Raw genomic sequence first — 17,079 nt, forward strand, 5'->3', positions numbered from 1 at the left:
GCCGGCGCGCAGTGTGCGCGCCGACGACAATACATCTTACTGCACCTTTGCCTTCTTGACCATTTGCTCCTGGAAGTCACGCAGCTTCTCTTGCGCGAGCGTCTCGGAGATCTGTGGCTTGACCTGCTCCATCGGCGGCAGCTTGGTCGCACGGGTGTCGTCCAGCTTGATCACGTGGAAGCCGGCATTGGTCTTGACCGGCACGTCGGTGACGGCACCCTTGGCGAGCTTGGTGAAGCCGGCTGCAAATTCTGGTGGCATCGTATTCGGCGTGACCCAGTCGAGGTCGCCGCCGGTGTTGGCGGTGCCGGTGTCCTTCGAGGTCTTGGCGACTTCTTCGAACTTGGCGCCGGCCTTGATCTTGGCGATGGCAGCCTTGGCTTCAGCTTCGGTGGTCGTCAGGATGTGGCGGACGTGGTATTCCTTGTCGCCGGTCTCAGCCTTGACCTTGTCGTAGGCGGCCTTGATCTGGGCATCGGTCACCGGGTTCTTGGTGATGTAGTCGCGCGCCAGTGCATTGACGACGATCGACTGACGTGCGCTGTCCATGGCTTCGCGCACTTCAGGCTTTTTGTCCCAGCCTTGCTTGACGGCTTCTTGCATCAGCACTTCGCGGGCGATCAGGTCGTTCTTGACGGCTTCGCGCAGCTGCGGCGTGTCCTGGCCCTGGTTCTGGGCAACGACCTGCTTGACGACGGCGTCGGCGCGTGCCGAAGGAATCGCCTTGCCGTTGACCACTGCGATGTTCTGGGCAAAGGCCGGGGCCGATGCGATGGCAACGAGGGCTAACAGCAGGCGAGCAGGCTTAAAGGTCATGTGTATTCCTGTGACGGGTTTTAACTGGACGAGAGAAGTTCAGGTGGTGTACTTATCTGTTCGATTGTCGGGCAAATTTCTTAAAACTGCCTGAAAACCCGCTTTCAGGTCAGCTCGGAAGGCGCGATGGCGTTGATGGCCAGAGCGTGGATTTCCGCCTTGTTGATCATATCGTGCACGGCATCATACACAAGACGATGACGCATGACCAGTTTGAGGCCCTCGAAGCGTGATGACACGATTTTCACCGAATAATGGCTGCCGCCGGAGGCCGCGCCTGCATGGCCCGCGTGCAGATGCGAGTCGTCGCTGATCTCGAGCATGGTCGGGCTCAGCCCGGCTTCGAGCTGGGCGCGCATGCGCGGTTCACGGTCGCTTTTGTCGGCGCTTTGTTCGTTCAGGTTGGTCATGCGTCTTCTTCCTTGATGTATTTGTAGAGCATCATCGTCTGGATCATGATGAAGGCAAAGAATATGGCGGTAAAGCCGAACAGCTTGAAGCTGACCCAGGCCCCGGTGTCGTTATGGAAGACCACGAACGCCATCAACAAGTTCAGCAAACCCATGCCGACAAAGAACGCCATCCAGATGTAGCCGATGCGGTTCCACAGCGGCTCGGGCAGTTTCATGTTCGGCTCCATCACCGAGCGGATCAGGTTCTTGCGATAGAACACCTGCGCGATGAACAGACCCAAGGCGAATGCCCAGTACAGAATGGTCGGCTTCCACTTGATGAACAGGTCGTCGTGGAAATAGATCGTGGCGCCGCCGGCGACGACGATCACGCCCAGCGTCAGCCACATCGCGTTGTCGACCTTGCGCCCGCGCGCGAGCAGATAGCCGACCTGGCACACGGTGGCGATGATGGCCACGGCGGTGGCCAGCAGGATCGCCGACTGTGACGGCGGCACGCCGCCGCCGGCAATCAATGGCCCAAGGAACTCGACCGCCATGCGATGCGCCCAGGCCTGGTTGCTGTCGCCGTATTTATAAACGCCGAAGAACAGCAGGACCGGGAAAAAGTCGAACAGAAATTTCATCGTGCAATCACTCTCAGGCGGGGTCGAACCGCAACGAGGCGGAATTGATGCAATAACGCAGCCCCGTTGGCGGCGGGCCGTCCGGGAACACGTGGCCCAGGTGCGCGTCGCAGACGCCGCAAATGACTTCGGTGCGCACCATGCCGTGTGTGCGGTCGGTTTTCTCGATCACATTGGCCGGATCGAGCGCGCGGAAGTAGCTGGGCCAGCCGCAACCGGAATCGAATTTGGTGTCCGATTCGAACAGCGGCGTGTCGCAGCAAACGCAGGTATAAATGCCGTGCTCGTGGTGGTCCCAGAACTTGCCGGTAAAGGCGCGTTCGGTGGCCGCGTGGCGGGTGACTTCGTATTCCATAGGATCGAGCTGGTTGCGCCACTCGGCGTCGGTCTTGGTGACTTTGTCGGTCATGATGTGGTTTCCTCGTGTCTCGTTGGTGTGGTTATGAAGAGCAGCTCACTTCGAGATGCGCGGCCCAGTCGGGCGGCAGTTCGGCGTAGGCCGCGTGTTCGGGTTGCTCGTCGAACGGGCGCTCGAGCACGGCCAGCAGCGTATGCACGCCACTGAAGTCGCCGTTCTGGGCCTGTTCGATGGCTGTCTGGGCCAGGTAGTTGCGCAGGATGTACTTGGGATTGACCAGGTTCATTGCGACGCGGCGGACAGCGTCAACGCTGTGCTCGCTGCGCAGGCGTGTGCGGTAGATCGCGGCCCAGGCGTCGAACGAGGCGCGGTCGATGAACAGGTCGCGCAGCGGTTCGTCATGCTCGGGCGCGTCCACGCGCAGGTCGCCCAGCAGGCGGAAGAACAGCGTGAAGTCGGCGTGATTCGCCTGCAGCAGCTCGATCGTGTCTTCGAGCAGCTTGGCGTCGCCGTCATGGCTTTCCAGCAGGCCAAGCTTGCCACGCATGAGAATATCCATCTGACGGCCGAACTCGGGCCGGTAGACGCTCAGGGCTTCTTCGGCCACCTCGGGTTCGCCAATCAGCGGCAGCAGCGCATTGCCCAGTGCATAGCAATTCCAGTGGCCGACCGGCACCTGGTTGGCGTACGAATAGCGCCCGCCCTGGTCCGTGTGGTTGCAGATGTGCCGGGCGTCAAATGCTTCCATGAAGCCGAATGGGCCATAGTCGAGCGTCAGGCCCAGGATCGACATATTGTCGGTGTTCATCACGCCGTGCATGAAGCCCACCGCCTGCCAGTGCGCGATCATGCGCGCGGTGCGGCGCGTGACTTCGGCCAGCAATGCAGCGTACGGATTGGCCTCGCCTGCAAGCTCGGGGTAGAACTGGTGGATCACGTAGTCGGCAAGCGTACGGAGCTCGTCCTGGCGGTCGTGCGACGCCCAGTGCTCCAACGAGCCGAAACGCACGAAGGTTGGCGCCATGCGCGCCACGACGGCGGCAGTCTCGAGCGTTTCGCGCGCGATGCCTTGCGGCGAGCCGGTCAGGCACAGCGCGCGCGTCGTGGGAATGCCGAGCGCCGCCATCGCCTCGGAGCACAGAAATTCGCGGATCGACGAGCGCAGCACGGCGCGCCCGTCGCCCATGCGCGAATACGGCGTGCGTCCGGCGCCCTTGAGCTGTATTTCCATCGGGCCGGCCGGGGTAGCGACGTCGCCCAGCGTGATCGCGCGCCCGTCGCCCAACTGGCCGGCCCAGACACCGAACTGGTGGCCGGAATACACGGCGGCGATCGGCTGCGAACTGGGCGCGACCTTGTTGCCGGTAAAGAGATCGACAAAATCGGGGCGCGCGAGATCCTCGACGGCCAGCCCGATCAGGGCGGCCGCAGGTTTGCTGGCCGCAATGAAATGCGGCGCAGGCAAGGGTGTGGGCATCAGGCGCGTGTAAAACGCTGGCGGCAATTCGGCGAACGAATTGTTCAGTGCAAGTTCGTCGGCAGTGATGGCATTCCTCGTTGACGTAATCGGCATGGCACGATTTTACCCGACCGCGATGGTATGCGTGATCGGGCACGCCAGTGTGCGCGCGTTACATCCTGTAACGGCAGCGGGTCAGCGCGGGCTGGCGCGGGCTCGCACAATGCCGCACTGCATCATCGAATTGCATTGACGCCGCGCGCCATCGCCCACGACACTTTCCACGTTGCCGCTGAGCTTAATCCTATTTACATCCCGGAGCCCACATGTCTGACTACCCGATGAGTCCCCTGCAAGGCCAGATGATGGATACACCGTTGCTGATCTCCGGCATCATCGAATTCGCCGCGCGTCACTATGGCGATGGCGAAATCGTCTCGCGCCGCGTCGAGGGCGACCTGCACCGCTACACCTGGCGCGACGCGGCCGCCCGCTCGCGCCAGCTGGCCAATGCACTGAGCAGCCTGGGCATCGCCATGGGCGACCGGGTGGCCACGCTGGCCTGGAACGGCTACCGGCACCTGGAGCTGTATTACGGCGTCTCGGGTTCCGGCGCCGTGCTGCACACGATCAATCCCCGCCTGCACCCGGACCAGATCGCCTATATCGTCAAGCACGCCGAAGACGGGGTACTGTTCTTCGATCTGACCTTTCTGCCGGTCATCGCGGCGCTGGCGCGCACCTGCACGGGCGTCAAGGCCTGGGTGGCCATGTGCGACAGCGCATCGATGCCCAGTGACACCGGTATCGACACGCTGCTGTGCTACGAAGACCTGATCGGCGCGCATGGCGATGACTATGTCTGGCCGGAGTTCGACGAACGCTCGGCCGCCAGCCTGTGCTACACGTCGGGCACGACCGGCAACCCGAAAGGCGCGCTGTACTCGCACCGCTCGACGGTCCTGCATGCGTATGCATCGGCCATGCCGAACGCGCTCAATGTCGCGGCGCGCGACGTCGTGCTGCCGGTCGTGCCGATGTTTCATGTGAACGCGTGGGGCTTGCCGTACTCGGTGCCGCTGTCGGGCGCCAAGCTCGTGTTTCCCGGTCCGGCGCTCGATGGGCGCTCGCTGTACGACTTGTTCGAGGGCGAGGGCGTGACGTTCTCGGCGGGCGTGCCCACGGTCTGGCTGGGCCTCGTCAACCACGCCATCGAGCATGGCCTGGCATTTTCTACCTTCCAGCGCACCGTGATCGGGGGTTCGGCCTGCCCGCCGGCGCTGATGGATACGCTGATGGATCGATTCGGCATCGAGGTCGTGCATGCGTGGGGTATGACCGAGATGTCGCCGCTGGGGACGGCCTGCACGCTGAGCAGCGCGCATCTGGCGCTGTCGCCGGACGCGCAACGCGCGGTGCTGCGCAAGCAGGGGCATGCCATCTATGGCGTCGACATGAAGATTGTCGACGACGCTGGCGCCGAGCTGGCCTGGGATGGCGTGACGTTCGGCCATCTGCTGGTCAAGGGGCCGTGGGTCGTCTCCGGGTATTTCCGCGAGGAGGGCGGCGACGTGCTGGACAATGGCTGGTTCCCGACGGGCGACGTGGCCACGATCGACGCCGACGGTTACCTGGCGATCACCGACCGCAGCAAGGACGTGATCAAGTCCGGTGGTGAATGGATCGGCACGATCGACCTGGAAAACGTGGCCATGGCTCACCCGGCCGTGCTGCAGGCGGCCTGCATCGGCGTCGCGCACCCGAAATGGGACGAGCGCCCGCTGCTGGTGGTCGTGCGCCGGTCCGGCATGGACGTAACGCGCGAAGAAATGCTCGCTTGGTACGATGGCAAGGTGGCGCGCTGGTGGACGCCGGACGATGTCGTGTTCGCCGACAGCCTGCCCGTCGGCGGCACCGGCAAGATCCAGAAGAACCGGTTGCGCGAGACGTATGCGCAGCACCGTCTGCCATCGGTAAGGGTTGCCGAAAAATAACTGTGCGACGCGTTTCACTGCGGGGGGGTAGAGTTGTGTCACTTTTAACAATCTTCTACTCACAGGAAACCCCATGCGCCTGCTTATCGCTCTTATCTTCCCCTGGCTGACGTTCTTCACGATCGGCCGCCCGATCGCCGGCGTCATTTGCCTGATCCTGCAAATTACGCTGGTCGGCTGGCTGCCTGCCACGATCTGGGCGGTGTACGCACTGAGCCAGTACAAGACCGACAAGAAGATCGCCGAAGCGAGCCAGCGCGGTCAGTTCTAAAGCAAGGCACCATCCTGGCTTGCCCGAATAACACGTTCGTTCGTTTATTTGCGGTATAGTCGGCAGCCCGGTCATTCCAACTTTCAGGAGACGAAATCGACATGAGCGCCGACTATCAGGTGCACGGCAGCATTGCCGTCATCACGCTGAACAATCCACCCGTCAATGGCCTTGGCTTAAATACGCGGACTGCGGCCGTGGCCGGTATCCGCCAGGCCGAAGCCGACCCGGCGGTCACGGCCATCGTGATCACCGGCGCCGGCAAGGCGTTCTCGGGTGGCGCCGACATCCGTGAATTCAATTCGCCCAAGGCGCTCACCGAGCCGTCGCTGCATACCTTGATTGCCATCGCCGAAGGCGCGGCCAAGCCGGTCGTTGCCGCGATCCATAGCGTGTGCATGGGCGGCGGCCTCGAGCTGGCGCTGGGCTGCCACTACCGCGTGGCGGCGTCGGGCGCGCAGATCGCGCTGCCCGAAGTCAAGCTGGGTCTGTTGCCCGGCGCCGGCGGCACCCAGCGCCTGCCGCGCGTGCTGGGCCTCGAAAAAGCGCTCGACATGATCCTGACCGGTGCGCCGGTCGTGTCCGACAAGCTGGCGGGCACGCCGCTGTTCGACCGCGTGTTCGCTGATGTAGCCGATGCGGGCGTCGGCCTGCTGCCGGCCGCGATCGCGTTTGCCGAATCCATCGCCGCCGTCCGGCCGCTGCCAAAAGTGCGCGATCGCGCCGTCGTGCATCCGGATGCAGCCGGCTTCCTGGCGCAAGCCCGTGCCCGCGTCGATGCGCTGGCCGGTCCGTTCCCGGCGCCGCGCGAGTGCGTCGAGACGGTCGCCGCATCCGTCACTGCCGACGCGTTCGAGGCTGGCTTGCGCTTCGAGCGCGAGCGCTTCATGTACCTGACCACGACGCCCGCATCGAGGGCGTTGCGTCATGCCTTCTTCGCTGAGCGCGCCGCCGGCAAGGTACCGGGCGTGCCCCCTGACACCCAACCGCGTCCCATCGCCAGCGCGGCGGTGGTGGGCGCCGGCACGATGGGCGCCGGCATCGCGATGAACTTCGCCAACGCCGGCATCCCGGTGACCATCCTCGAGTCGAAGCAGGACGCGCTCGACAAGGGCTTGGCCGGCATCCGTACAGTCTACGAACGCAGCGTTGCCAAGGGCAAGCTCACGGCCGACAAGCTGGCGCAGCGCATGGCGCTCATTACCGGCACCCTGTCCTACGACGCGCTGGCACACGCCGACATCGTCGTTGAAGCCGTGTTCGAAGACATGAAAGTCAAGGAACTGGTATTTCGCGAGCTCGACAAGTTGATGAAGCCGGGCGCTATCCTGGCCACCAATACGTCGTCGCTCGACGTCAACCACATCGCGGCGTTCACGGGCCGCCCGCAGGACGTGATCGGCCTGCATTTCTTCAGCCCGGCGCACGTGATGAAGCTGCTGGAGATCGTGCGCGGCGCGCAGACCGGGGCCGATGTGCTGGTCACCGCGCTGGCCCTGGCAAAAAAGCTCAAGAAAACGGGTGTCGTGTCGGGCGTCTGCGATGGCTTCATCGGCAACCGCATGCTCGAGCAGTATCTGCGCCAGGCGTACTTCCTGCTTGAAGAAGGCGCGCTGCCGGCCCAGGTCGACCGCGCGATCGAGGTGTTCGGCTTTGCGATGGGGCCGTTCCGGATGAGTGACCTGGCCGGCAACGACATCGGCTGGCATATCCGCAAGCGGCGTGCGATCGAGTCGCCGGGCTTTGCATATTCGCTGCTGCCGGACCGCCTGTGCGAGCAGGGGCGCTTCGGGCAAAAGACCGGCAGCGGATGGTATGACTATCAGGCCGGCGCGCGCGCGGCTGCGCCATCAAGCGCCGTCGACGCGATGGTGGAACAATATTCGAACGAAATCGGCGTCGTGCGCCGCGCCATTGCCGACGCCGAGATCGTCGAGCGGCTCGTGTACGCGCTCGTCAACGAGGGCGCGCAGATCCTGGAAGAGGGCATTGCACTGCGGGCGTCGGACATCGACATGGTCTACCTGAGCGGCTACGGCTTCCCGCTGCACCGTGGCGGGCCGATGCTGTATGCCGACATGACCGGGCTGCCGGCCGTGCTCGCGGCAATCGAAGGCTTTGCGCGAGGGCGCAATGGGGCGGCGTGGACGCCGGCGCCGCTGCTGGTGCAACTGGCGGCGGCGGATGGGGCGTTCAACGCCTGAAGGTAAAGTGGCTCGATGTGTGGAAGGCACCGCCTTCCACACATCATGGGCACAGCAAAGTAACTAGTCGTTCGCGTAGATATCGTTGTCCTTGGTCTCCCGCACGAACAGCGCACCGATCACGAACGTGATCACGGCGATGATGATCGGGTACCACAAGCCATAATAGATATCCCCCTTGAACGCCACCAGCGCGAAGGCCGTCGTCGGCAACAGCCCGCCGAACCAGCCATTGCCGATGTGATACGGCAGCGACATCGACGTGTAACGGATCCTGGTCGGGAACATCTCGACCAGCATTGCCGCGATCGGGCCGTACACCATCGTCACGTACAGCACGAGGATGAACAGGAACACGACCAGCATCGGCTTGTTGATTTGCGCCGGATCGGCCTTCTCCGGATAGCCTGCAGTCGCCAGTGCCCCGTTGACCTCTTTCTTGAGTGCCGCTTCGCTCGCTTTCGATGCCGTGTCGAAGTTCAGGTTATCCGGCGTCATGACAGCGTTGAACGACTTGAACTCGGTCGCGCCGATCTTGATCGTGGCGACGGTGCCGGCTGGCGCATCGATGCGGTTGTAGCTGACCGAGGCCGCCGTCAGCATGCGCGTGGCGATATCGCACGATGACGGGAACTTGCGTGTGCCGGTCGCATCGATCTGGAAGCTGCAGGTGGCCGGGTCGGCCACGACGAACACGGGCGCGGTGCGCAGCGCTGTTTCCAGTGCCGGATTGCCGTAGTGCGTGATGGCCTTGAAGATCGGGAAGTAGGTCGCCGCTGCAATCGCGCAGCCGCCCAGGATGATCCACTTGCGCCCGATCTTGTCCGACAACGCGCCAAAGATGATGAAGAACGGCGTGGCCAGCAACAGGGCGATCGCGATCAGGATGTTGGCCGTCGGATCGGCAATCTTGAGCGTCTTGGTCAGGAAGAACAGCGCATAGAACTGGCCCGTGTACCAGACCACGGCCTGGCCCATCGTCAGGCCCACGAGCGCCAGCAGGGCGATCTTGGCATTCTTCGGTTTCAGGAAGGCTTCCGACAGCGGCGCTTTTGACGTCTTGCCCTCTGCCTTCATCTTGGCAAATGCCGGCGACTCGTTCATCGACAGCCGGATCCAGACCGAAATCCCCAGCAGCACGACCGAGATCAGGAACGGAATCCGCCAGCCCCAGGCCTGGAATTCTTCTTCGCCGATCAAAGTGCGGGTGCCGAGAATGACCAGCAGGGACAGGAACAGGCCAATCGTCGCAGTGGTCTGGATGAATGCGGTAAACAGCCCGCGCTTGCCGTGCGGCGCGTGCTCGGCCACATAGGTCGCCGCGCCGCCATATTCGCCGCCCAAAGCCAGGCCCTGCAGGATGCGCAGCGTGACCAGGATGATCGGCGCAGCGATACCGATCTGCGCGTAACTGGGCAGGATGCCGACCAGGAAGGTCGACGCGCCCATCAGCACGATCGTGATCAGGAAGGTGTACTTGCGCCCGATCATGTCGCCGAGGCGCCCGAACACGAGCGCGCCGAATGGCCGCACGATGAAGCCGGCGGCAAAGGCCAGCAAGGCAAAGATGAAGGTCGTGTTGGGGTCGCCAACGAAGAACTGCTTGGCGATGATGGTAGCGAGCGAGCCGTACAGGTAAAAGTCGTACCATTCGAACACGGTGCCGAGCGAGGAAGCAGCAATGACCTTGCGCTCTTCCTTGGTCAGGCCGGCGGTGGTGGTTGGGGGTACGGCGCCGACAGTGTTGCCGGGTGTGATGGCCATGGGTTGTCTCCGTTCATTGTTTTGTGTTTAAGCGGAAAGGCTGATTGTTGGTCAGCCAACCCAATGTGCGCCTCGAAACTTACGCGAATCTTGCAAAATGGGTAGGCCGGCGGCTGAGTTGTAAATATGTTTTTCGTACTGTTTTGGCGAACGATCGTGCGATCGCTATACTTGCTGTGAGGGGCAGGCAATGCTGCCCACAATGCATTTAACAGGAGCGAAAATGATCAAGCACATCGTCATGTGGAAGCTGAAGGAACAGGCCGAAGGCGCCAACCGCGCGACCAATGCACGCGAAATGAAACGCCGGCTCGACGCATGCGCCGCGATCGTCCCCGGCATCGTCACGTTTGAAGTCACGCTGGCCCAGCCCGACCTCGAAGCGACCTACGACGTCGTGCTGTATTCCGAATTTTCCGACCGCGCTGCGCTGGCCGCGTATATCGCGCACCCGGTGCACCAGGCCGTGGTGCCGTTCATCGGCGCGATCCGCGAAGGCCGCCAGTGCATGGATTACGAAGTCTGACCACGCCATTCTGACCGGAGGCTGTATGCGCACCACGCAGGAACTGTTTTCATTAAAGGGCAAGACCGCCATTGTCACCGGCGGCTCACGCGGACTCGGGCTGCAGATGGCGCAGGCGCTGGGCGAGCAGGGCGCGCGCCTGATCCTCACCTCGCGCAAGCAGGACGAACTCGACGCCGCCGTCGCCCGCTTGCACGGCCTGGGGATCGAGGCGAGCTGCTTTGCCGGCGATCTGTCCGACCCGGCGCACGCAACCGGCCTGGTCGAGACGGCGCTGGCGCGCCTGGGTCACGTCGATATCCTGATCAACAATGCCGGCGCCACCTGGGGCGCGCCAGCCGAAGATTATCCGCTCGAGGCGTGGGACAAGGTGATGAACCTGAACGTGCGCTCGGTATTTCTGGTCTCGCAGGCGGTCGGCAAACTGTCGATGATCCCGCGCCGCTATGGGCGCATCGTCAATATCGCGTCGATTGCCGGTCTGACGGGCAATCCGCCGGACGCGATGCAGACCATTGCGTACAACACGTCCAAGGGCGCGCTCATCAACTTCACGCGCACGCTGGCTGGCGAATGGGGCCGCCACGGCATCACGGTCAATGCGATCGCGCCGGGCTTCTTCCCGTCGAAGATGACGAAGGGCGTGCTGGCCGCGTACGGCGCCGAAGGCATCGCGGCCGCCGCGCCATTGGGGCGCCTCGGCGACGACGAAGACCTGAAAGGCGCGGTGGTGCTGTTCGCCTCCGACGCCGGCAAGCACATCACGGGACAAATACTGGCGGTCGATGGCGGCGTGACCGCTGTCTGACCGCACGGTCAAAGGACAAGACGATGGATGATTTCAAGGGCAAGGTCGCGGTCATCACGGGTGCTGCCAGTGGCATGGGCCGCGAGTTCGCCACCATGGCGGCCAGCCTGGGCATGAAGCTGGTGCTGGGCGACGTGCAGCGCAAGGCGCTCGAAAAAGCGGCCGACGAATTGAAGGATGGCGGCGCCGACGTAATCGCGATGGTCTGTGACGTGCGCAAGAGCGCGCACGTGCAGGAGCTGGCCGATTCGGCGATGGCGCGCTTCGGTGCGGTGCACCTCGTGTTTAGCAATGCGGGCGTCGGCGCCGGTGGCCTGATCTGGGAAAATTCGAAAGAAGACTGGGAATGGGTGCTGGGCGTGAACCTGTACGGCGTGGTCAACGGCGTGCGCGCGTTCATCCCGGTGATGCTCGAATGCGCGGCCAAGGATCCCACGTATCGCGGCTATGTCGTCAATACAGCGTCGATGGCGGGCCTGATCAATTCGCCGGCGCTGGGCTTGTACAACGTCTCCAAGCATGCGGTGGTGGCGTTGACCGAAACGCTGTATCACGACCTGAAACTGGTCGACGCGCCCATTGGCACATCGGTGCTGTGCCCGTATTTCATCCCGACGCAGATTGCGCAGTCGCACCGGCACCGGCCCGACGAACTGCGCACCGACGAGATCATGACGGCCAGCCAGATGGCGGCGCAGGCGCTGACCGAGAAAGCCGTTGGCTCGGGCAAGGTGTCGGCGGCGCAGGTGGCGCAGCTGACGTTTGAAGCCATCCGCGCCGAGCGTTTTTATGTGTTCTCACATCCGCAGGCGCTGGGCGCCGTGGCCGAGCATGCCGATGCGCTGGTGCATGGCCGGCAGCCGCCGGACCCGTATGCGGCCACGCCGCATCTGCGCGATATCCTGAAAGTGGGACTCAAAGGGCGCCGCTGAGCGGGCTACCCTCTACCGCATCAGGCGGCGGCCTGCTCGCCCGGCACCACGACGCGCTCGTGCAGATCGGGCGCGCTGTTGCGGTACAGCTTGACCACTGTCGACGTGCGCGTGCCGTATTCCTCGGACTCGATGCAGACCGACGACAGCATCCGCTCCATCTCGAGCGGCACGCCGGTTTCCGGCAAGCGCAGATCGGGTGCGCGCGTCGTGTCGGCCAGCATTTCGAAGTAGGCGTCTTCCGGCGCGCCCTGGCACAGCAGGCTGGCGAACTGCGCTTTGGTGCGCAGCACTTTTGGCCATGGCGCGTCGAGCAGACCATTCGAGATGCCGTAGATCCGGCCGCGCTCGAGCGGCTGCCCATTGCGCGGGTCGGACTGGCCGCGGTTCGAGTACCAGTACAGCGTCTCGCCGTCGCCCAGCACCAGGTTGTAGCCGTTGTAATGGTCGGGCTGCGCCGCGAGCTGCGCGACATACGCGCCCGCATCGATCTCGCCTGCCAGGTAGTCGGCCACCAGCGCGCCGCGCGACGGCGCACCAGGCTGGCGCTCGCCGGGGCTGCGGATATTGGTCAGCGCGGCAAAGCGCGGGCCGTTGGCGCCCGTGAGCGCCACGCCCATCCAGCTGCCACCGCCCTGCAGGTCGCGCCCGGCGATCACGTGCGGATGCTCGGGCCACGGCGCGGCGGGCAGGGCGGGGCGGTCATAGAATTCGTCGCGGTTGGCGGCGGCAATCACGGGCACGCCGGGGACGACGTGCCAGGCAAAGACGATCAGGCACATGGCGGCAACTCCGTAAATACCTCGACACGGCGCGGGCCGGCGAGCAGGGGTTCGAATCCGGCCTGTTCGACGGCGCGCGCGAGCGCGGCGTCAAAACCGGCGGGGACGGACGGATAGACTTCCATCCAGGTTTGCAGGCCATCGTGGTTGCCGGGCCGGCGCTTGAGTTGCACGCTCACGCCGTCGCTCACGACAAGCGCCGCCTGCATCGCGCGCACCAGCGGTGCCAGTTGCGCGGTATCGGCGTCGCGCACCTTGTAATACACGTACAGGTCGGAGACGGACAAATCGGCCATCGTCAATCGTCGATCGCGTCAAGGCTGTACGGCATCGGCAGAAAGCTCACGCGCGCACCGGTGGCCGAACCCAGGCGCACTTCTTCAGTCAGCTGCGCCAGCTTGATTTCAACCAGCGCATCGGCGCCGCCCATGCCGTTGGGTGCCACATTCACGACCATGCCGCAGGGCTGGCTCGGGTCGAGCAGCGAAAACACTTCGTCACCGGCGCGTGCAGCCGCGTCGTCAATACGGGCCAGCGCGGCGCGGCGCTTGATCTTGCCAAGGTACTTGGTACGCGCGACGATTTCCTGGCCCGGATAGCAGCCCTTCTTGAAATTGACGCCGCCCAGCAGCTCGAGATTGATCATCTGCGGGACGAACTGTTCTTGCGTGGCGGGGCCGACCTGCGGCTCGGCCGCGTGGATCGTCGCCAGTTGCCAGGCCTGGTCGCCGCCGACGGCGAGCTGCGTGCCCAGCGCGGACAACGCAGCGCCCGCCGTCTCGGTCGACGTCAGCCACAAGTAGCGCGGCGCGCCGAACGCATCGTTCAGGCGCAGCACGGTGCCGAACGCGCCATCGGTCCTGGTCATCGGCGTGGCCGGCAGCGTCGGCACGATCTGGCCGAGCGCGGCTTGCGCGCGCGCGCCGCCCAGGCCCAGCACCGTGGCGAATGGCGCCGCAGCGGTCGCATCGACGAGTTTTGCCTTGGAGCGCATGACGAACATCGACAGCCGTTTTTGCAGCGGCGCCTGGATGGCGCGCGGCAATTGCAGGTAGACGGCATCCACGTCGCGCCACATCAGGAAGCTCGCCTGCAAGCGGCCCTTCGGCGTGCAAAAGCCTGCAAAGCGTACATCCGTGGCCGTCAGGTGCTCGACGTCGTTGGTCAGTTGCGTGTGCAGGAATTTGGCGGCGTCGTCACCGCCCACGGCGATCAGGCCCTGGTCGCGTACCGTCGCGATGAAGCCGGCGGCGACATCGTCGAGCGTGAGCTGCGGGCCGGTGTCGGCGACGTGCGCGGGGGCGGCGAGTTGGTCGTCGCCAGGTGCTGGCGAAGGCGTGTTCTGGATGTCTGCTTGGGTCGTCATCAAAATCCGCTTATATTTAGGCAATTAGGCTTTATCATTACGGCCTCATTATAGAGTTGTGTGGAAAATCGCGCCGGGCGCGGTCCATTTCGCACGTTGACCGCGCAAAGACATGGCACTGATAAAAAAATTACTCGTTACCGGCGTCATCGTTTCCGTCGCTGCCGCCAGCGGCTTTGCCTGGTGGACCAAGCAGGCCTTGCCCGTCCCCGGCGCGGCCATTGAATTCTCGATCAACCCGGGCAGCGGCGTGGCCGCCAGCGCGCAGCAGATGGTCGCCGCCGGCGTGCCCGTCAACCCGACGCTGTTCGTGCTGCTGGCGCGCCTGACGGGCGACGCGGGCCGCATCAAGGCCGGCAGTTATGAGCTCAAGCCGAACACGTCGCCACGCGGCCTGCTGACGCAACTGGTGCGCGGCGAATTCGCGCAAGAGGCCGTGACGATCATCGAAGGCTGGAGCTTCAAGCAGATGCGCCAGGCGATCAGCGGTCACGCGCGGCTCAAGCACGATACGGTCAAGCTCACCGACGCCGAACTGATGGCGAAGATCTCGACCGACTATACAGACCCGGAAGGCCTGTTCTTCCCCGACACCTACCTGTTCGCGAAGGGCTCGTCCGAGATCGAGATCTACCGCCGCGCGCACCAGGCGATGCTGGACCACCTGAACGCCGCCTGGGAAAAGCGCAACAAGGAACTGCCCTACAAGACGCCGTACGAAGCGCTGATCATGGCCTCGATCGTCGAGAAGGAAACCGGGCAAAAGAGCGAGCGCACGATGATTGCCGGGGTGTTCGTCAACCGCCTGCGCACCGGCATGCTGCTGCAGACAGATCCGACCGTCATCTACGGCATGGGCGACGCGTTCGTGGGCAAGATCGGCAAGAAGGACCTGTTGACCGACACGCCGTACAATACCTACACGCGCGGCGGCTTGCCGCCCACGCCGATTTCGCTCCCCGGCCTGCAGTCGCTGCAGGCGGCGCTCGCGCCGGCCGAAACACCGGCGCTGTATTTCGTCTCGCGGGGCGACGGCACCAGCCAGTTCTCCAACAATCTGCCGGACCATAACCGCGCCGTGAATCGCTATCAGCGCGGGATCACCACCCAATGACAGAAGGTCGTTCCATGCAGGGCAAGTTCATCACGTTCGAAGGCATCGACGGCGCCGGAAAATCGACCCATATCGGTTTCGTCACCGATTTTCTCGCGGGCCGCGGCAAGACCGTGGTCGCCTCGCGCGAGCCGGGTGGCACGCCGCTGGGCGAGAAGCTGCGCGAGCTGCTGCTGCACGAAACCATGCATCTGGAGACCGAGGCGCTCCTGATGTTCGCCAGCCGCCGCGAACACATTGCGCAGGTGATCGCGCCGCAGCTGGCGCTGGGCCACTGGGTGCTGTCTGACCGGTTTACCGATGCCAGTTTTGCCTACCAGAGCGGTGGCAGGGGTCTGGCGCGCGAGAAAATGGAAGCGCTCGAGTCGTGGGTGCATCCGTCGTTGCAGCCCGACCTGACGCTGCTGTTCGACGTGCCGCTGGAAGTGGCGCGCGAACGGCTGGCGGCCTCGCGCACGCTCGACAAGTTCGAGCGCGAGCAGGCCGCGTTCTTTGGCCGGTGCCGCGCCGAGTACCTGCGCCGCGCGGCGCAGTTCCCGCAGCGCTTCGTGGTCGTCGACTCGACGCGCAGCATCGAGGCAATCCAGCGTGAACTCGCGGCTGTCCTGGAGCGCCTGCTGTGACGATGTATCCGTGGCAGCGCGCCGCCTGGACGCAACTGCAGGGCCTGCGCGCGCGCCTGCCGCACGCGATCCTGTTTCATGGCCCGGCCGGCACCGGCAAGGCCGACTTCATCGAAGCGTTTGCCCAGGCGCTGCTGTGCGAGAACGCCCGGCCTGACGGCCAGGCCTGCGGCGCCTGCGCATCGTGCGGCTGGTTCGTCCAGCACAATCATCCCGATTACCGCCGCGTGCGGCCTGAAGCACTGGAAGACGAGCCTGGCGCGGGCGACGAGGAAGGCGACGGCGAGCGCAAATCGAAGTCGACCAAGGCGCCGTCGAAAGAGATCAGGATCGAGCAGATCCGGGCGCTGGCCGATTTCATGAACATCTCGACCCATCGCCAGGGCCTGCGCGTCGTGGTGCTGTATCCGGCCGAGGCGCTCAATACACCGGCATCGAACGCGCTGCTCAAGACGCTGGAAGAGCCGCCACCGGGCACCGTGTTCCTGCTCTCGTCCAATAGCCTTGACCGACTGCTGCCGACGATCCTGTCGCGCTGCCGCAAGTTCGCACTGCCGATGCCGTCGCACGACGACGCGCTGGCCTGGCTCAACGCGCACAGCGTGCCGGATGCCGACAGCTGGCTGCGTGAGCAGGGCGGCGCGCCGCTGGCGGCGCTGGCCGCGTCGGCGCACGGTAGCCGCGAAGAACTCGACATCCTGCTCAATTTTCTCGCGCGACCGGCGCCGGATGCGGCGCTGCGCGCGGCCGACAAGCTGGCCAAGGCCGAACTGCCGGCGCTGGTCGCCTGGACCCAGCGCTGGTTGTACGATGTGTTTTCGGTTAAATTGTCGGGCAAGATCCGGTACTACCCGCGCTATCAGAAAGAGCTGGCGGCGCTGGCGGGCCGGGCGCAGACGGGCAACCTGCTGCGCGCGATCAAGGCCATGAACGAGCGGCGCGCCGTCGCCGATCATCCGCTGTCGGCAAAATTGTTTGTCGAGGACATGCTGCTTGAGTACACTGGCTGCTGTACATGAGAGG

General features: G+C 64.3%; 18 protein-coding genes. 9 read left to right on the forward strand and 9 right to left on the reverse strand.

The features are described from left to right. Positions 1 to 36 precede the first annotated feature (36 nt). From RCH14_RS21695 to RCH14_RS21715, 5 genes are all read right to left on the reverse strand, one after another. Entirely contained in the window at positions 37 to 816 is a 780-nt protein-coding gene (locus RCH14_RS21695) for a peptidyl-prolyl cis-trans isomerase (protein WP_343028170.1), read from the reverse strand. 104 nt (positions 817 to 920) lie between these two features. Next, complete coding sequence (locus RCH14_RS21700) at positions 921 to 1,226, reverse strand: BolA family protein (RefSeq protein ID WP_343028171.1); 306 nt, start codon at positions 1,224 to 1,226, stop codon at positions 921 to 923. Further along, positions 1,223 to 1,855 carry a septation protein A gene (locus tag RCH14_RS21705; protein ID WP_343028172.1) on the reverse strand — a complete coding sequence of 211 codons (633 nt, stop codon included), beginning with the start codon at positions 1,853 to 1,855 and terminating at the stop codon, positions 1,223 to 1,225. Before RCH14_RS21705 ends, RCH14_RS21700 begins: the two co-directional genes overlap by 4 nt. A 13-nt stretch (positions 1,856 to 1,868) precedes the next feature. Then, positions 1,869 to 2,264 (reverse strand): peptide-methionine (R)-S-oxide reductase MsrB, encoded by a 396-nt coding sequence (msrB, locus tag RCH14_RS21710; RefSeq protein ID WP_343028173.1) that lies wholly within the window; start codon positions 2,262 to 2,264, stop codon positions 1,869 to 1,871. Between the two features lie 31 nt (positions 2,265 to 2,295). Further along, positions 2,296 to 3,786, reverse strand: a complete 1,491-nt coding sequence (locus RCH14_RS21715) for a protein adenylyltransferase SelO family protein (protein WP_343028174.1) — start codon at positions 3,784 to 3,786, stop codon at positions 2,296 to 2,298. A 212-nt stretch (positions 3,787 to 3,998) separates the two neighbouring features. On the opposite strand from RCH14_RS21715, the gene RCH14_RS21720 reads away from it, so the two are divergent. The 3 genes from RCH14_RS21720 to RCH14_RS21730 all read left to right on the forward strand — a co-directional run bounded on the left by RCH14_RS21720 (position 3,999) and on the right by RCH14_RS21730 (position 8,141). Further along, the gene (locus tag RCH14_RS21720) at positions 3,999 to 5,666 is read left to right on the forward strand and encodes a 3-(methylthio)propionyl-CoA ligase (RefSeq protein ID WP_343028175.1); all 1,668 of its coding nucleotides are present in this window, start codon (positions 3,999 to 4,001) and stop codon (positions 5,664 to 5,666) included. A gap of 73 nt (positions 5,667 to 5,739) precedes the next feature. Continuing rightward, positions 5,740 to 5,937, forward strand: a complete 198-nt coding sequence (locus RCH14_RS21725) for a YqaE/Pmp3 family membrane protein (RefSeq protein ID WP_343028176.1) — start codon at positions 5,740 to 5,742, stop codon at positions 5,935 to 5,937. A 101-nt stretch (positions 5,938 to 6,038) separates the two neighbouring features. Then, complete coding sequence (locus tag RCH14_RS21730) at positions 6,039 to 8,141, forward strand: 3-hydroxyacyl-CoA dehydrogenase NAD-binding domain-containing protein (protein ID WP_343028177.1); 2,103 nt, start codon at positions 6,039 to 6,041, stop codon at positions 8,139 to 8,141. A gap of 63 nt (positions 8,142 to 8,204) precedes the next feature. Here the strand turns inward: RCH14_RS21730 and RCH14_RS21735 are convergent, their stop codons facing one another. Then, positions 8,205 to 9,905 carry an MFS transporter gene (locus RCH14_RS21735; protein ID WP_343028178.1) on the reverse strand — a complete coding sequence of 567 codons (1,701 nt, stop codon included), beginning with the start codon at positions 9,903 to 9,905 and terminating at the stop codon, positions 8,205 to 8,207. A gap of 223 nt (positions 9,906 to 10,128) precedes the next feature. Between RCH14_RS21735 and RCH14_RS21740 the strand changes: the two genes are divergently transcribed. The 3 genes from RCH14_RS21740 to RCH14_RS21750 are packed head-to-tail and all read left to right on the forward strand — an operon-like array spanning position 10,129 to position 12,171. Beyond that, positions 10,129 to 10,431 carry a Dabb family protein gene (locus RCH14_RS21740; RefSeq protein ID WP_343028179.1) on the forward strand — a complete coding sequence of 101 codons (303 nt, stop codon included), beginning with the start codon at positions 10,129 to 10,131 and terminating at the stop codon, positions 10,429 to 10,431. Positions 10,432 to 10,456: 25 nt separating this feature from the next. Then, positions 10,457 to 11,239, forward strand: coding sequence for an SDR family oxidoreductase (locus tag RCH14_RS21745; RefSeq protein ID WP_343028180.1), 783 nt, complete (start codon positions 10,457 to 10,459; stop codon positions 11,237 to 11,239). Positions 11,240 to 11,262: 23 nt separating this feature from the next. Then, the gene (locus RCH14_RS21750) at positions 11,263 to 12,171 is read left to right on the forward strand and encodes an SDR family oxidoreductase (RefSeq protein ID WP_343028181.1); all 909 of its coding nucleotides are present in this window, start codon (positions 11,263 to 11,265) and stop codon (positions 12,169 to 12,171) included. A 20-nt stretch (positions 12,172 to 12,191) separates the two neighbouring features. On the opposite strand, the gene RCH14_RS21755 is transcribed toward RCH14_RS21750, so the two are convergent. The 3 genes from RCH14_RS21755 to RCH14_RS21765 are packed head-to-tail and all read right to left on the reverse strand — an operon-like array spanning position 12,192 to position 14,319. Beyond that, positions 12,192 to 12,953, reverse strand: a complete 762-nt coding sequence (locus RCH14_RS21755; protein WP_343028182.1) for an NRDE family protein — start codon at positions 12,951 to 12,953, stop codon at positions 12,192 to 12,194. Further along, complete coding sequence (locus RCH14_RS21760) at positions 12,944 to 13,249, reverse strand: DUF4936 family protein (RefSeq protein ID WP_343028183.1); 306 nt, start codon at positions 13,247 to 13,249, stop codon at positions 12,944 to 12,946. The genes RCH14_RS21755 and RCH14_RS21760 overlap by 10 nt, the downstream gene beginning before the upstream one ends. A gap of 2 nt (positions 13,250 to 13,251) precedes the next feature. Then, positions 13,252 to 14,319 carry a folate-binding protein gene (locus tag RCH14_RS21765; protein WP_343028184.1) on the reverse strand — a complete coding sequence of 356 codons (1,068 nt, stop codon included), beginning with the start codon at positions 14,317 to 14,319 and terminating at the stop codon, positions 13,252 to 13,254. Between the two features lie 112 nt (positions 14,320 to 14,431). On the opposite strand from RCH14_RS21765, the gene mltG reads away from it, so the two are divergent. The 3 genes from mltG to RCH14_RS21780 are packed head-to-tail and all read left to right on the forward strand — an operon-like array spanning position 14,432 to position 17,075. Continuing rightward, on the forward strand, positions 14,432 to 15,433 hold the full coding sequence (gene mltG, locus RCH14_RS21770; RefSeq protein ID WP_343028185.1) for an endolytic transglycosylase MltG: 1,002 nt from the start codon (positions 14,432 to 14,434) through the stop codon (positions 15,431 to 15,433). Beyond that, positions 15,430 to 16,056, forward strand: a complete 627-nt coding sequence (gene tmk, locus RCH14_RS21775) for a dTMP kinase (protein WP_343028186.1) — start codon at positions 15,430 to 15,432, stop codon at positions 16,054 to 16,056. The genes mltG and tmk overlap by 4 nt, the downstream gene beginning before the upstream one ends. 2 nt (positions 16,057 to 16,058) lie before the next feature. Next, the gene (locus tag RCH14_RS21780; protein ID WP_343028217.1) at positions 16,059 to 17,075 is read left to right on the forward strand and encodes a DNA polymerase III subunit delta'; all 1,017 of its coding nucleotides are present in this window, start codon (positions 16,059 to 16,061) and stop codon (positions 17,073 to 17,075) included. Positions 17,076 to 17,079: the final 4 nt, after the last annotated feature.

Origin of the sequence: Massilia sp. MP_M2, from assembly GCF_039123635.1 — a bacterium.
Classification (GTDB): Bacteria; Pseudomonadota; Gammaproteobacteria; order Burkholderiales; family Burkholderiaceae_D; genus Telluria.

Excerpts from the sequence above, each read along its gene's own strand:
- RCH14_RS21695 (WP_343028170.1), bottom strand. The coding sequence starts at position 816 with ATGACCTTTAAGCCTGCTCGCCTGCTGTTAGCCCTCGTTGCCATCGCA.
- RCH14_RS21700 (WP_343028171.1), bottom strand. The coding sequence starts at position 1,226 with ATGACCAACCTGAACGAACAAAGCGCCGACAAAAGCGACCGTGAACCG.
- RCH14_RS21705 (WP_343028172.1), bottom strand. The coding sequence starts at position 1,855 with ATGAAATTTCTGTTCGACTTTTTCCCGGTCCTGCTGTTCTTCGGCGTT.
- msrB (WP_343028173.1), bottom strand. The coding sequence starts at position 2,264 with ATGACCGACAAAGTCACCAAGACCGACGCCGAGTGGCGCAACCAGCTC.
- RCH14_RS21715 (WP_343028174.1), bottom strand. The coding sequence starts at position 3,786 with ATGCCGATTACGTCAACGAGGAATGCCATCACTGCCGACGAACTTGCA.
- RCH14_RS21720 (WP_343028175.1), top strand. The coding sequence starts at position 3,999 with ATGTCTGACTACCCGATGAGTCCCCTGCAAGGCCAGATGATGGATACA.
- RCH14_RS21725 (WP_343028176.1), top strand. The coding sequence starts at position 5,740 with ATGCGCCTGCTTATCGCTCTTATCTTCCCCTGGCTGACGTTCTTCACG.
- RCH14_RS21730 (WP_343028177.1), top strand. The coding sequence starts at position 6,039 with ATGAGCGCCGACTATCAGGTGCACGGCAGCATTGCCGTCATCACGCTG.
- RCH14_RS21735 (WP_343028178.1), bottom strand. The coding sequence starts at position 9,905 with ATGGCCATCACACCCGGCAACACTGTCGGCGCCGTACCCCCAACCACC.
- RCH14_RS21740 (WP_343028179.1), top strand. The coding sequence starts at position 10,129 with ATGATCAAGCACATCGTCATGTGGAAGCTGAAGGAACAGGCCGAAGGC.
- RCH14_RS21745 (WP_343028180.1), top strand. The coding sequence starts at position 10,457 with ATGCGCACCACGCAGGAACTGTTTTCATTAAAGGGCAAGACCGCCATT.
- RCH14_RS21750 (WP_343028181.1), top strand. The coding sequence starts at position 11,263 with ATGGATGATTTCAAGGGCAAGGTCGCGGTCATCACGGGTGCTGCCAGT.
- RCH14_RS21755 (WP_343028182.1), bottom strand. The coding sequence starts at position 12,953 with ATGTGCCTGATCGTCTTTGCCTGGCACGTCGTCCCCGGCGTGCCCGTG.
- RCH14_RS21760 (WP_343028183.1), bottom strand. The coding sequence starts at position 13,249 with ATGGCCGATTTGTCCGTCTCCGACCTGTACGTGTATTACAAGGTGCGC.
- RCH14_RS21765 (WP_343028184.1), bottom strand. The coding sequence starts at position 14,319 with ATGACGACCCAAGCAGACATCCAGAACACGCCTTCGCCAGCACCTGGC.
- mltG (WP_343028185.1), top strand. The coding sequence starts at position 14,432 with ATGGCACTGATAAAAAAATTACTCGTTACCGGCGTCATCGTTTCCGTC.
- tmk (WP_343028186.1), top strand. The coding sequence starts at position 15,430 with ATGACAGAAGGTCGTTCCATGCAGGGCAAGTTCATCACGTTCGAAGGC.
- RCH14_RS21780 (WP_343028217.1), top strand. The coding sequence starts at position 16,059 with ATGTATCCGTGGCAGCGCGCCGCCTGGACGCAACTGCAGGGCCTGCGC.